Origin of the sequence: Gaetbulibacter sp. M235 (assembly GCF_043876835.1) — a bacterium.
Classification (GTDB): Bacteria; Bacteroidota; Bacteroidia; order Flavobacteriales; family Flavobacteriaceae; genus Yeosuana.
The window spans coordinates 550,807-565,635 of sequence record NZ_JBAWJZ010000001.1 but is presented as its reverse complement, the minus strand read 5'-3'; the positions used below and the strand labels follow the sequence as shown (position 1 = coordinate 565,635).

9 protein-coding genes are annotated in these 14,829 nt (G+C 33.2%); 8 read left to right on the top strand and 1 reads right to left on the bottom strand.

Annotated elements, in window-relative coordinates:
• The first annotated feature begins 2 nt into the window (after positions 1–2).
• From V8G69_RS02560 to V8G69_RS02550, 3 genes are all read left to right on the top strand, one after another.
• Positions 3–1,637 carry a trehalose synthase gene (locus V8G69_RS02560; protein WP_394880162.1) on the top strand — a complete coding sequence of 545 codons (1,635 nt, stop codon included), beginning with the start codon at positions 3–5 and terminating at the stop codon, positions 1,635–1,637.
• A 6-nt stretch (positions 1,638–1,643) separates the two neighbouring features.
• Positions 1,644–3,554, top strand: coding sequence for a 1,4-alpha-glucan branching protein GlgB (gene glgB, locus V8G69_RS02555; RefSeq protein ID WP_394880161.1), 1,911 nt, complete (start codon positions 1,644–1,646; stop codon positions 3,552–3,554).
• A gap of 134 nt (positions 3,555–3,688) precedes the next feature.
• A complete protein-coding gene (locus tag V8G69_RS02550) occupies positions 3,689–6,091 on the top strand; it encodes a glycoside hydrolase family 31 protein (RefSeq protein WP_394880160.1) in 2,403 nt (800 codons plus the stop codon).
• 60 nt (positions 6,092–6,151) lie between these two features.
• Here V8G69_RS02550 and V8G69_RS02545 read toward each other — a convergent pair whose 3' ends face one another.
• Entirely contained in the window at positions 6,152–7,972 is a 1,821-nt protein-coding gene (locus V8G69_RS02545; RefSeq protein WP_394880159.1) for a cation:proton antiporter, read from the bottom strand.
• A 201-nt stretch (positions 7,973–8,173) separates the two neighbouring features.
• Here V8G69_RS02545 and V8G69_RS02540 point away from each other — a divergent pair, with 201 nt between their 5' ends.
• The 5 genes from V8G69_RS02540 to V8G69_RS02520 all read left to right on the top strand — a co-directional run bounded on the left by V8G69_RS02540 (position 8,174) and on the right by V8G69_RS02520 (position 14,810).
• Positions 8,174–10,093 carry a cation:proton antiporter gene (locus V8G69_RS02540; protein ID WP_394880158.1) on the top strand — a complete coding sequence of 640 codons (1,920 nt, stop codon included), beginning with the start codon at positions 8,174–8,176 and terminating at the stop codon, positions 10,091–10,093.
• A 54-nt stretch (positions 10,094–10,147) separates the two neighbouring features.
• Positions 10,148–11,008: an MBL fold metallo-hydrolase gene (locus V8G69_RS02535; RefSeq protein ID WP_394880156.1), complete on the top strand. Its 861-nt coding sequence runs from the start codon at positions 10,148–10,150 to the stop codon at positions 11,006–11,008.
• Positions 11,009–11,020: 12 nt separating this feature from the next.
• Entirely contained in the window at positions 11,021–12,628 is a 1,608-nt protein-coding gene (locus V8G69_RS02530; RefSeq protein ID WP_394880155.1) for a S8 family peptidase, read from the top strand.
• A gap of 116 nt (positions 12,629–12,744) precedes the next feature.
• Positions 12,745–14,565 (top strand): M1 family metallopeptidase, encoded by a 1,821-nt coding sequence (locus tag V8G69_RS02525; protein WP_394880154.1) that lies wholly within the window; start codon positions 12,745–12,747, stop codon positions 14,563–14,565.
• Between the two features lie 62 nt (positions 14,566–14,627).
• Positions 14,628–14,810: a hypothetical protein gene (locus tag V8G69_RS02520; protein WP_394880153.1), complete on the top strand. Its 183-nt coding sequence runs from the start codon at positions 14,628–14,630 to the stop codon at positions 14,808–14,810.
• Positions 14,811–14,829 lie beyond the last annotated feature (19 nt).

Genomic DNA, 14,829 nt, shown 5'->3' with positions numbered 1-14,829 from the left:
AAATGTCTAAAAAAGAAGAAACAAAAACAACGATTATGCAGTCTTTCAATTTCGATGATAATTGGGATGATTTGTTAGAAAATAAATCGTTTGTAAAAGTTTTTCTTTCTGATGTATTAGGTGATTATATTTTAAACCAACGTTGGTATGGTGGCAAAGCCAGCAAAATGAAATACATTGAACTGTCTGAATATTTTAGAATTCAGCAATTTGGTGAAGTTTATTATGGTTTGATTCTGGAAGTGAATTTTGTAGAGGCTTTTTATCAACATTATTTTTTACCTATAGCCTTTGTTACTGATGAGAATTTTTCTCATAAAGACCGCATACTCCCTATAAGTATTAAAGGGAAGGAAGGGTTTATTATTGATGCCACAAACCTTGAATCATTCAGAAAGTTAGTTTTTGAACGTATTGTTACAGCGCTACCTAAAGATACCACAAAAGTACAGTATCATAAAAGTATTCTATTAAATAATATTACCTATGAATCTTCAAGATTCATGGGATTAGAACAAAGTAATACCTCATTAATTTATAATGATAAATATGTTTTGAAATTCTTCAGACGTATTTATGCCGATAAAAACCCAGATTTTGAAATGAGTCAGTTTTTATCCGAGAAAAAAGGCTTTAAAAATACACCCGCTTATTTAGGAAGCATAAACATAGTAGATTCTGACAATGATTATATTACCATAGCTTTACTTCAAGAAATGGTTCCAAATGAAGGCGATGCTTGGGAATATATGCTTAAAGAATTACATAAAGTATTTTCAAATTTAGAACATAAAAAAATTAAAATCCATTCATTACCAAAAACAACATTATTTCAGCGTTTAAACATTAAAGACATTCCTCCACAAATTATTGATTGGGCTGGATTAAACTTGTTTTTAAAAGTTAAAACTTTAGCAAAACGTACTGCTGAAATGCACATTGCTTTAGGTTCAGAATTTGAAGAAACCGCCTTTACGCCTACTCATTTTAATGATGATTATACGGTTTGGTTAAAAAACAGAATGCTTTACCAGTTTCAAAACAGACTGAATACTATTGAAAACAATCTGCATAAATTAGATGGATTGGCTTTAGAATTAGCAAATGAATTTCTTGATAAAAAAAACCTCATCAGAAAACGTTTTGTAACCTTTGATTGGACCAAACTTAAAGGTGAACGTATTCGAGTTCATGGTGATTACCATTTAGGTCAAATTTTGGTTGATGATGATGATTTCTTTATTTTAGATTTTGAAGGAGAACCAGAAAGTACCATTAGAGATCGAAAGGTAAAACAACCTCCGCTTAAAGATGTTGCTGGATTATTTAGATCGTTTCATTATGCTATTTATGCGACAATTTTTAATAACATAAAGGACCACTATAAAGCACCTCAAGAAGACTTATTTAAAGCCGGAGAGATATTATATGGTTTTATTACAGGTCTGTTTTTAGGAACTTATGTTACTGAAACACAAAATGCTAATTTAAATTTAGGATATAATCAAGAGCGTGTTTTCATTTTAAAATACTGCTTACTTGAAAAAGCAGTCTATGAATTGGGTTACGAACTCAATTCTCGTCCACAATGGGCCGTTATTCCTTTAAAAGGAATTTCTAACATTATTAATCATTAACAAAACATGGCAAAAGTAAAAGTTTACAGTCTTTTTTCAGACTTTGATATTAACCTTTTTAAAGCAGGAAAACATTACAGATTATATGAAAAATTTGGGTCTCACATCACAACTGTTGACGGAATAGACGGCACCTATTTTTCGGTTTGGGCTCCAAGTGCCAAATCTGTTTCGGTTATTGGAGATTTTAACTTTTGGATAGAAGGCGAGCATCAATTAAATGTTCGTTGGGATGGAAGCGGAATATGGGAAGGTTTTATTCCTTTTGTAGGCAAAGGAAATATTTATAAATACAAAATTCATAGTCATCATAATGATATAAAAACCGAAAAAGCAGATCCATACGCAACACGTTGTGAACATCCTCCAAAAACAGCTTCTATTGTTTGGGATGATACTTACAAATGGAAAGATAGCTCGTGGCTGAAAAAACGCAAAAAACATAATGCACTTGATGCACCATATTCGGTTTATGAAGTCCATTTAGGGTCATGGAAAAAACAAGTTGAAGAAGATCGTTTTTTGTCCTATTTTGAGTTGGCAGATGAGTTAGTGGCTTATGTTAAGGACATGAATTTTACACACGTAGAGCTCATGCCAATTATGGAATTTCCTTATGATCCTTCATGGGGTTATCAAGTTACAGGGTACTTTGCTCCTACTTCTAGATTCGGATATCCCGAAGAGTTTAAATATTTGGTAGATAAATTACATCAAAATGATATAGGCATTATTTTAGATTGGGTACCATCACATTTTCCTGAAGACGCACATGGATTAGGCTTTTTTGATGGTTCTTGTTTATATGAACATCCTGATAGAAGAAAAGGATATCATCAAGATTGGAAAAGTTTAATATTTAATTATGGCCGAAACGAAGTTAAATCTTTCCTTATCAGTAATGCTATATTTTGGCTTGAACAATATCATGCCGATGGTTTACGTGTTGACGCTGTAGCATCCATGTTATTTTTAGATTATTCCAGGGAAGATGGCGAATGGGAACCAAATATTTATGGAGGAAGAGAAAATCTTGAAGTGATTGATTTTCTTAAAGAATTAAACACAGAAGTTTATAAATCATTCCCAGACGTTCAAACCATTGCGGAGGAATCAACAGCGTTTCCTATGGTTTCAAAACCTACTTTTATAGGTGGACTTGGTTTTGGTATGAAGTGGATGATGGGTTGGATGCATGATACTTTGGAATATTTTGCTAAAGACCCAGTATATAGAAAATATCATCAAAATGAAATTACATTCAGTTTAGCGTACGCTTTTAGTGAAAATTTCATGTTGCCGTTATCGCACGATGAAGTTGTTTATGGTAAAAACTCTTTGTTAGGAAGAATGCCCGGTGACGAGTGGCAACGATTTGCCAATTTACGCTTATTATATGGCTACATGTTTACACATCCAGGCACCAAATTACTGTTTATGGGTGGTGAATTTGGACAATATAATGAATGGGATTTTCAAGGTAGTTTAAACTGGAATTTATTAGAATTTGATCCTCATAAAAATCTTCAAAATTATTTTAAAGCATTAAATACATTTTACAAGAATACACCCGCTTTATTTGAAGTGGCCTTTAGCGGACAGGGTTTTGAGTGGATAAGTTACGATGATCATGAAAATTCGGTAATTTCATATATTAGAAAAGGATACAGGGAAGAAGATAATGTTATCGTTGTTTGCAATCTGACTCCAACCGTTCATGATAAATACTGTATAGGTGTTCCTTTAAAAGGAAAACTTGAAGAAGTTTTTAATAGTGACGCTATAGAATTTGGAGGAAGCGGAGTTTCAAATAAAAACGATATTACCATAAAAAAACAAGCTTGGAATGGAAAGGATTTTTCCGCCGAACTTGTCTTGCCTCCATTAAGCATCATAGTGTTTAAAATAAAATCTTAAAACGTTAAGATTTATTTAATTATTAACCATTTACTTTATGTACTCTATAATTTAATCCCGCTTTTTTTACTAAAAAAGCGGGATTAAAATTTATTAATTTCAGTATTTTCGCCTTTTACAAAATTGCGCTATTTATGATATTAAATACTGAATTAGAATACAAAGGAAACTTATTTCCGTCCAAAATAATTTCATACAAAAAAAACCTAGACACACTTTCTTTTACTACAGAAAATAATGTAACCTTACATGTTACAGTTGTAAGAGATAGTGTTATAAGATTTAGATATACAACAACTGGTATTTTTGAAAAAGATTTCTCGTATGCCATTACCAAATATGCAAGCAGGGGCTACAATTTTCTTGAAGTCACAGAAGATGATGAAAAATATATTATAACGACTTCTAAACTTGTTTGTTATATTTCAAAACTAGACACACGCACATCTATTCTAGACGCTAAAGACCTTGATGTGATTTGCGAAGATGAACTAGGATTTCATTGGGAAGAAAGCTATGAATTTGGAGGAGACGTGGTTAAAATGTCAAAAATATCACATAGTAGTGAAGCTTATTATGGTTTAGGAGACAAACCTGTTGATAACAATTTAAAAGGAAAACGTTTTGAAAACTGGGTAACAGATTCATACGCCTTTGGAAAAGATTCAGATCCAATTTACAAAGCAATTCCTTTTTACACTGGTTTATTACAAAACAAAAAAGCTTACGGAATCTTTTTCGATAATTCATTTCGCTCGCATTTTGATTTTTGCCACGAACGCAGAAACATTACTAGTTTTTGGGCTGAAGGTGGTGAAATAAACTACTATTTTTTCTATGGTCCAGACATGTCTGAGGTTGTTGCCAACTACACTGATTTAACCGGAAAGCCTCATGAAATGCCTGCTTTATGGGCTTTAGGATATCATCAGTGTAAATGGAGCTATTACCCTGAAGCCAAAGTAAAAGAAATTACCTCAAAATTTAGAGAATTACAAATTCCTTGTGACGCTATATATTTAGATATTGACTACATGGAAGGGTTCAGGTGTTTTACCTGGAGCAAAGAACATTTTCCAGACCCAAAAAGAATGGTTAAAGAGTTGGCTGATGATGGGTTTAAAACCATTGTAATTATTGACCCTGGAATTAAGATAGATAATGATTATAGCGTTTTTAAAGAAGGTCTGGAAAAGGATTATTTCTGTAAACGAGCAGATGGCCCATATATGAAAGGTAAAGTATGGCCAGGTGAATGTTATTTCCCTGATTTTACAAACCCAGAAGTTCGCGATTGGTGGTCTGATCTATTTAAAGAATTAGTAGAAGACATTGGTGTTAAAGGTGTTTGGAATGATATGAATGAACCAGCCGTTATGGATGTTCCAGGAAAATCATTCCCTAACGATGTAAGACATTATTATGAAGGCAATCTTTGTAGTCACAGAAAAGCACACAATGTATATGGAATGCAAATGGCAAGAGCCACCTACCAAGGTTTAAAAAAGTTCTCATACCCTAAAAGACCTTTTGTTATAACTCGTGCGGCTTTTTCCGGTACACAGCGTTACACCTCAAGTTGGACCGGTGATAATGTAGCAACTTGGGAACATTTAAGCATAGCCAATATTCAAGCGCAACGCATGTGTATGTCTGGTTTTTCATTTATTGGGTCAGACATAGGTGGATTTGCTGAACAACCTAATGGAGAGTTATATGCGCGTTGGATACAATTAGGGGTTTTCCATCCTTTCTGTAGAACGCACTCTTCTGGAGACCATGGAGACCAAGAACCTTGGGCTTTTGGAACTAACGTGACTAACGTGGTTAGAAAATTTATTGAGTTGCGTTACCAATTATTGCCTTACTTGTATACGTCCTTTTGGAGATATGCTACTGAAGGTATTCCAATTTTAAAATCGCTAGTACTTTACGATCAATTAGACCCACATACTCATTATAGAAATGATGAGTTTATTTTTGGAGATAAAATCTTAGTTTGCCCAATTATTGAGGCTAATGCTAAAGGCAGACGAATGTATGTTCCTTTAGGTAATTGGTATAATTTCTGGACAGACCAACTTATTGAAGGAGGTCAGGAACTTTGGGTAGATGCAGATTTAGATAGTATGCCAATATTTGTAAAAGAAGGTGCTATCATTCCAAAATACCCTGTACAACAATATGTTGGAGAAAAAACCATTGAACAAATAACTCTTGATATTTATTATAAAAAAGGTAAAGAATCCTCTCAAATTTATGAGGATGCTCATGATGGTTATGATTATATAAAAGGCCGTTATAGCTTAAGAAATCTAAATTTGATTGGAACCAAAACAGAATTAAGCATTCATCAACACAAATCTGGCAAATATGTTGCGCCTTTTGAAACCTTTAAAATAAACTTACACGGGTTTCCTTTTAATGTTTCTAAAATTATAATTGATAAAGAAGAGTTTCTGTTTGAAAAAACAAAGGTAAAAAGTGAAAATTCGTTCATCATTCCTAAAGGTTTTACAGAAATTCAAATTTTATAATTTTAATTAAAACAAAAACATCCAAAAAATTTTTGGATGTTTTTGTTTTATAAAGTGTTTTTAAAAACGCTTGCCTAAATATACCAGTTTATACCCTTTTTCTACTTTACTAATAGCAGTATTATAAGACGAGATGATTTCAAGAACACCTCGTTTATCCATTACTAATAAAGGGATTCTATCCTCATCCTTATTGGTAATTTCAATTAACTTTTCATAATGAGCACGATCTTTAATTTCGATTTCATGAATTATAGGGTATTTACGTGCCACTTCTGTAAGCTTTATAAAATCATCTGTGTGTGAAAATAATCCTTCTCTTGGGCTATTTTCGGGATTGCTCATTTCTTCAACAGAAATTAATCTAAACGAACCATTTTCTCCAAATTGTTGGCTAAATTTATTAATGGCATATTCGTTAATGTCAGAGCTTCCTGTGAGTGCCATTAAAAACCCAACATCGTTAAGTTCTATATTATCTTCCAAAGTTTCCGAATAAATGTCGACATTAAAAGCCTCTAATCCTAAGTCTTGGGCTAATAGTATATTATTTTGGTTGCTATCTATTAAAACAACGTGTCTGCCGTTGTCTTCTAAATACCTGCCAATTAACCTAGAAAATTGTGATGCTCCAATTATTAAAATACCTTCAGATTTTTTTAGAAATACTCCAACAAGTTTTGCAAAAACTCTTGCTGTTGTAGCATTAAGTAACACTGTTCCAAGAACAATCATAAACACTAAAGGTGTAATATATTCAGCGCCAGCAACCCCTTCTTTTAGTAATTTGCTTCCAAAAAGCGAAGCGATACCTGCTGCAACAATTCCTCTTGGTCCAACCCAGCTAATAAAAAGCTTTTCATTAAATTGAAGTTTTGAGCCAATGGTTGACAAAAAAACGCCAATAGGTCTTAAAATAAATACTACAGAAGCAAAAAGCGCAACTGTTTCCCATCTATAAAGCAGCATTAAATCGTCAATATTAATGTTGGCAGCTAACAAAATAAACAGAATCGATATAAGTAAAACACTTAATGATTCTTTAAAGTAAAGCAATTCCTTAATATTTTCCAGTTTACCGTTACCCAAAACCATCCCCATAACCACAACAGCAAGCAGACCAGATTCATGAGCAAAAATTTCAGATTCAACAAAAACCAACAATACAGCAGAAAGAGATGCAACATTTAATAAATAGTGTGGAATAAGTTTTTTGTTAACCGCAAATGCTAAGGCGTGGGCAAATGTGAAACCAAAAGTGGTTCCAAAAAGGATGATCTTTCCAAATTCTATCAAAGCCGTTTTAGTAAAACCTCTATCGCCTTCTACACTAATAAATTCAAATACCAATACCGCCACTAAAGCACCAATAGGATCAATTAAAATGCCTTCCCATTTTAATACTGTAGAAACATCTTTTTTAAGAGGTATGTTTCTTAAAATAGGTGTTATAACTGTTGGTCCGGTAACAATTATTAATGCTGAAAACAAAAAGGAAATTTCCCAACTGAGTCCAAATATATATCGCGCCAATAACCCTGCCCCAAAAAATGTAATAGCTGAACCAACTGTAATCAGTTTCGTTATTACTGGACCTACATGTTTTATTTCAGCACGTTTTAAGGTTAATCCTCCTTCGAAAAGAATAATGCTTATAGCCAGAGAAACAAAATAAAACAATCCTTCTCCAGGAAATAATCCTTTGGTACCATTCCAAACAGGTTCTATCCATTTTGAGCCATCTTCACTTAAAAATGCAGCAGCAATAGGGCCTACTAATAAACCAATTAATATTAAAGGGAGAATAGCTGGAATTTTAAACTTCCAAGCCACCCATTGTGCTAATATTCCTAAAATAATAATGCCGGCAAGTTCTAACATGCAATAAATTTTTGTGTTAAAATACTAATAAAAACATGAAAAAATCAATCCTTTAGCTAAGTTTCTTTTTATTGGAATAGCTATTAGCATAATAAACAATTGTTTTAATTTCAATTCAATATGGTTTTCTTATAATTTAATATATCTTGTACTTTCAACAGGGTTTGATATATTTAATAAGCCTAACAGGAATTATTCTTTATGGATTTGAATTTTTTTGTTCTTTTAATAGGTTTTACAATTGTATCTATTGCTGGGTATCAAATTGCGAAAGCTTTTCAAAAAATTAAGTTTCCTTTAATTACTGGGCTAATTGTTACCGGTATTATTGCTGGTTCTTCTGTGTTAAAGTTTATTCCACATGAATCTTTGCCTAAACTTCGCTTTTTAAATGATATTGCTTTATCTATTATTGCTTTTTCAGCTGGTTCAGAATTATACTTAAAGGAATTGCGTAGTAGATTAAAAAGTATAAAGTGGATGACTATTGGACAATTAGTGATTACATTTTTTTTAAGCACCGGCGTTATTTACTTTACAGCATCTCATATTTCTTTTATGTCCAACTTAACTCCAGATGTTAAGATAGCTATTGCTATGTTGTTTGGTACTATTTTCGTGGCTCGATCACCTTCATCTGCAATTGCTGTTATTAATGAAATGCGTGCCAATGGGCCATTCACAAAAACAGCTATGGGCGTGACTGTGGTTAAAGATGTTTTGGTTATTATCTTGTTTGCTGTCTGTTTCGCAGTCACCAAAGCTATAATACACAAAGAACCTTTAGGTTTATTGTTTTTGTTTTTCTTGTTTATTGAACTCACTTTTTCATTTGCTTTAGGTGTTTTGCTGGGAAGAATCATCCAAATTCCGCTTACCTTAAAACTTAATAAGCATATCAAATCTGTAATTATCTTGCTTTTAGGATATAGTATCTATCTGTTTGCTTTAGTAGTTAAAGTTTACTCACACCAATATTTATTGCACGAAATCACTTTAGAACCTTTGCTAATTTGCATTATTGGAAGTTTTGTTGTCACAAATTACAGTAAAAACAGGGTTGAGTTTACAGGCTTGTTAGAAGGTATTAGCCCTACAATTTATATCATATTTTTTACCTTAACTGGTGCGGCATTATCATTTCATACCTTAATTGGTGTGTTTTGGGTTGCTATTGCTTTATTCGGACTTAGAATTATAACTCTTATTATTGGTGGTGTTTTTGGAGTTGTAGCTTCAAAAGACAATAAAAAATTCACGTTTATAGCGTGGATGCCTTATGTTACGCAAGCCGGTGTTGCGTTGGGTTTAACTACATTGATAGCCAATGAATTTCCTTCTTGGGGTTATGAATTTGAAACCATTATCATTGCAATCATTGTTCTTAATCAATTAATTGGACCTCCTTTATTTAAATTGGCAATTAATATTGTTGGAGAAAGTCGTTTAAAAAATAAAACGCCAGATTTTGATGGCGTAAAAGATGCTATCATTTTTGGTTTAGAAAATCAGTCCATTGCTCTTGCAGTGGCTTTAAAACAACACGGTTGGATTCCAAGAATATTTTGTAAAACAGAAGATTTTATTGAAAGTAATGAGAATTTTGATATCATTCCTTTAACGGAGTTTTCTTTGCCAAATTTTAAAAATTTGAATATTGAAAAAGCCGATGTTGTTGTTTGTTTACTTTCAGACTCTGAGAATTATAAAATCTCTGAAATCATGTATAAAGATTTTGGAATCAAGGATATTATAGCTCGATTTAACGGGTCAAGAGTTTTTTTAAACAAATTCAATAGTCTGGGCGTTCGAATTATAGATCCATCATTAGCCATGGTAAATTTACTTGATCATTTTGTGCGCTCGCCCAACGCAACCTCTATTTTATTAGGTATTGACAATTCACAAGACACAATAGATGTTGAAATAAGAAATAAAGATATTCATGGTCTTACCTTAAGAGATTTAAGGTTTCCAACAGATATAATAGTGCTTTCTGTGATGCGAAAAGGTAGAATTATCATCTCACATGGTTTCACCAGACTTCGTTTAGGAGATGTTGTAACATTGGTAGGTTCTAAAGAAAGTGTAAACAACGTACGTTTTAAATTGGAATCTTAATAATTTCATAACATTTAACCATTATTATATAGGTTTTACTAATTTTGTATACTTATGAATTTATACCCCATTAATTCAGGAAATTTTAAACTCGACGGTGGCGCCATGTTTGGTGTTGTTCCAAAATCAATGTGGCAAACTACAAACCCTGCCGACGCCAATAATATGATTGATCTTGCAACCAGATGTTTATTGGTTGAAGATGGCAACAAACTTATTCTGATTGATACCGGAATGGGCAATAAGCAATCTGATAAATTTTTTGGATACTACTATTTATGGGGAAATGATACACTTGAAAAATCATTAAAACATCATGGCTTTCATCCTGATGATATAACCGATGTGTTTATGACGCATTTACATTTCGATCATTGTGGTGGCAGCATACAATGGAATCATGACAAAACAGGTTATGAACCAGCTTTTAAAAATGCACATTTTTGGAGCAATAAAGACCATTGGTTGTGGGCAACCCAACCTAATAAAAGGGAAAAAGCATCATTTTTAAAAGAGAATCTTTTACCAATGCAGGATAGTGGCCAACTAAAGTTTATAACTATTCCTAATGGAAATACACTTAAAAACTCTGAGATTGGTTTTGACATTTTTTTTGCTGATGGTCATACCGACAAGCAAATGATTCCAATGATTCACTATAAAAATAAAACCATCTGTTTTGTAGCAGATTTACTTCCAACCGTTGGGCATCTGCCCTTAGCTTTCGTTATGGGTTATGACACAAGACCTTTATTAACTCTTGACGAAAAAGAAACCTTTTTAAAAATGGCTGCTGATAACGAATATTATTTGTTTTTAGAGCATGACGCCCATAATGAAATTATTACCGTTCAGCATACCGAAAAAGGTGTGAGACTGAAAAATATTTACACAACTTCTGAAATTTTTAATTAATATTTAACTCTAATGAAATCTTATAAATCTTTATTCTTTGCGATGCTTCTTGCGTCCATGCTTTTTAGTTGCGGAAGCTCAGCTATCATATCAACACCTATTGAAAATATAGATTCTTCCCCATTAAAAACCGCTGACTTAACTGAGGCAGAAAAACACAATTGGGGACATTTAGACCTTGTAAAAGACACCATTCCGGGAATGAGTGTTGATAAAGCTTATGCGGAAATTATAAAAAATAAAACTGGCAAAAAAGTCATTGTAGCGGTTGTAGATTCTGGTATAGATATCGACCACGAAGACTTAAATGATGTTATTTGGACCAATAAAAGAGAAATTCCAAACAACGGAAAAGATGATGATAAAAATGGTTATGTTGATGATGTTCATGGATGGAATTTTTTAGGAGATGGCTATAATGAGCAATTAGAATATGTAAGAATTCTTGCTAGTGGTGACACATCTAATCCAGAATACAACAGGGCTAAAGCAGAATATGATAAAGAATATCAATTGTGGATGGGAAGAAAAACCCAGTATGATCAGATATATCAACGCATTAAAGGCGCTGATGATGCCTTATCAAAATATCTTAACAAAAAAGATTATACAAAAGAAGATGTTGAAAGTATAAAAACCGACAATCAAGAGGTTAACCAAGCAGTACAAATGGCAAATTATATGTACAGTAATGGTTTAGAGTCTGTAGGTGATGCTATTAAAGAAATTGAAAGTGGTTTAGAAAGTATCAATGAACGCTTAAATTACAACTTAAACAAAGATTTAAAAGGTCGTGTTAATGGAGATAATCCAGATGATATGAGTACTAAATTCTATGGAAATGGAAACGTAAAACCTGTTAAGAAAAGCGAAAGCCATGGCACACATGTCGCTGGAATTATTGCTGCTGAACGTAATAATGGCTTAGGCGTTAATGGTGTTGCAAACAATGTAGAAATTATGCCTGTTCGTACGGTTCCAAACGGAGATGAGTATGATAAAGATGTTGCATTGGCAATTCGTTATGCCGTAGATAATGGCGCAAAAATTATTAACGGAAGTTTTGGAAAATACTACTCTCCTCATAGCGACTGGGTAAGAGAAGCAATTGTTTATGCTGGCAAACATGATGTATTATTTGTAAATGCAGCAGGAAATGAAGGTGAAGATTTAGATTCTATAGCAATTTATCCGAATGATCAAGTTGATAATGGTCCAGAAGTATCTGATAATTTCATTACAGTAGGTGCTTTAGAACCAAAATATGGCCCTAATATGGTAGCAGGTTTTTCAAACTACGGAAAAATAAATGTAGACGTATTTGCTCCAGGAGCAAAAATATATTCAACGACTCCAGAAAATGAGTATGATACCAAAGGAGGTACTTCAATGGCAGCTCCAGCTGTTGCCGGTGTTGCCGCTTTAATTCGTTCTTATTACCCAAGTTTAACGGCTTCTCAAGTAAAACATATTTTAATGGATTCTGGCTTAGCACTTCAAACAAAAGTTGTTACTGGTGGTGATGCCGCAAACATAAAACCGTTTGGTGATTTAACAAAATCTGGGAAAATGGTTAATGCTTACAACGCTTTAATCATAGCGTCTCAAATAGCAAAATAAAACTAAAAAGGGGTTTTAAAAACCCCTTTTTCTATTTAAAATAGACTATACTATTTTCAAGTCTTCTAAACTAGAAAAAGCTAGTTTCAACATAAATAACCTAAAAAATTGACTTTATGAAATATTCTTTTTTTTACTTTTTTTCTGTTATAGCAATACTTTCGTGTAGTGCTTCAAATGTCAGTGTCAAGTCAGCCACTAAAACTCAAAACCCCGGATATTGGCAACAAAAAATTGACTATACCATGAATGTTGATATGGATGTAAAAACATATCAATACCAAGGCACTCAGCATTTAGTATATACCAATAATTCACCAGATGTGTTAAACCGTGTATATTATCATTTGTTTTATAATGCGTTTCAACCGGGCAGTGAAATGGATGTACGTTCACTTACCATAGCCGACCCAGATCCTCGTGTTAAAGATAGAATTAGCAAATTAGCTCCAGAAGATCAGGGGTTTTTAAAAGTAAGTTCACTTACACAAAATGGAGTAGCATTAAAATATGAAACCGTAGGGACTATTTTAGAAGTAACCTTAGCATCTCCTATTCAACCTGGTGAACAAGTTACTTTTGATATGGTTTTTAACGGTCAAGTACCGCTTCAAATACGTCGTGCTGGAAAAAATAATAAAGAAGGTGTGGCATTGTCAATGGCACAGTGGTATCCTAAATTAGCAGAATACGATTTTGAAGGTTGGCACGCAGACCCTTATATTGCTAGAGAATTTTTTGGTGTTTGGGGAAACTTTGATGTAAGCATTACTATTGATAAAACCTATACTATTGGAGGTTCTGGATATTTACAAAACCCCAATGAAATTGGCCATGGTTACACAACAGAAAAAGTTAAAACTAAAGGAGACAAATTAACTTGGCATTTTGTAGCGCCTAATGTTCACGACTTTACATGGGCGGCAGACCCAAACTATAATCACGATACCATGCAAGTACCAAATGGTCCGCTTTTACATTTTTTCTATAAAAGTACCATGCCTAAAGAGAATTTAGAAAACTGGAAAAATGTACAGCCAAAAGTTGTGGAGTTGATGCAGTATTATAGTACCAATGTAGGCAACTATCCTTACGAGCAATATTCTGTCATTCAAGGTGGTGATGGCGGTATGGAATATGCCATGTGTACCCTTATTATGGGCGAAGGAAGTTTCAATGGTTTGTTTGGTGTTATTGCACACGAAATGGCACATACCTGGTTTCAGTTTTTACTTGCTTCAAATGAGTCAAAACACGAGTGGATGGACGAAGGTTTTACTAGCTATATAAGCGATTTGGCCGAAAATGATATCTTACACAAAAATTCAGAAAACCCAACAAAAGGTGCCTATAGAGGCTATATTTATTTAGCAAAATCTGGTAAGGAACAACCTTTAACTACTCACGCAGACCGTTATGCATATAATCAAACGTATAGTATTTCTGCCTATTCAAAAGGTGAAGTGTTTTTAGCGCAATTAGCTTATGTTATTGGTGATGAAAACCTAAAAACAACTATTAAAAAGTATTTTGAGGAGTTTAAATTCACACATCCAAAACCATTGGATATTGTTCGTACTGCTGAAAAAGTATCTGGTTTAGAACTTGATTGGTATTTAACCGATTTTGGCCAGACTACAAACACTATTGATTATGGTGTAAAAACTGTTGAAGGCAATACAGTAACCTTAGAACGCATAGGTTTAATGCCAATGCCTATCGATTTAACTGTAACCTATACAGACGGAAGTACAGAAGATTTTTACATTCCTTTACGTATGATGTATGGTGAAAAACCAACAACGGCCACTATTATAGCAGACTGGGCTTGGGCATATCCAACTTATACTTTTACAACCACGAAACCTGTTGCAAAAGTAGAAATAGACCCAAAAGAAGGAATGGCAGATATAAACAGAGAAAATAACAAAATGTAAATTATAAAAATCTATCGCCCCAATTAAACCGTAAATAATGAGTAACCTACAAATAAAAAAATATGAAATCAAATGGATTTAAGTTTTTAATAGCATTGCTTGCCTTATTTATTTTCACAAACTGTAGCAGAGTTTTTTATGTGTCAAATAAAGGCAAATCCAGTACCGCTCCTGGGCAAATAAAAAAATCTACAGGCAGTCAATCGGCAAAACCTTACGCTCCGGGTCAAAACAAGAATAAATAAAACCATTTTTAAAATCAAT

Coding starts and splice junctions, on each gene's coding strand:
- V8G69_RS02545 (WP_394880159.1), bottom strand. CDS start 7,972: ATGTTAGAACTTGCCGGCATTATTATTTTAGGAATATTAGCACAATGG.
- V8G69_RS02535 (WP_394880156.1), top strand. CDS start 10,148: ATGAATTTATACCCCATTAATTCAGGAAATTTTAAACTCGACGGTGGC.
- V8G69_RS02530 (WP_394880155.1), top strand. CDS start 11,021: ATGAAATCTTATAAATCTTTATTCTTTGCGATGCTTCTTGCGTCCATG.
- glgB (WP_394880161.1), top strand. CDS start 1,644: ATGGCAAAAGTAAAAGTTTACAGTCTTTTTTCAGACTTTGATATTAAC.
- V8G69_RS02520 (WP_394880153.1), top strand. CDS start 14,628: ATGAAATCAAATGGATTTAAGTTTTTAATAGCATTGCTTGCCTTATTT.
- V8G69_RS02540 (WP_394880158.1), top strand. CDS start 8,174: ATGGATTTGAATTTTTTTGTTCTTTTAATAGGTTTTACAATTGTATCT.
- V8G69_RS02550 (WP_394880160.1), top strand. CDS start 3,689: ATGATATTAAATACTGAATTAGAATACAAAGGAAACTTATTTCCGTCC.
- V8G69_RS02525 (WP_394880154.1), top strand. CDS start 12,745: ATGAAATATTCTTTTTTTTACTTTTTTTCTGTTATAGCAATACTTTCG.
- V8G69_RS02560 (WP_394880162.1), top strand. CDS start 3: ATGTCTAAAAAAGAAGAAACAAAAACAACGATTATGCAGTCTTTCAAT.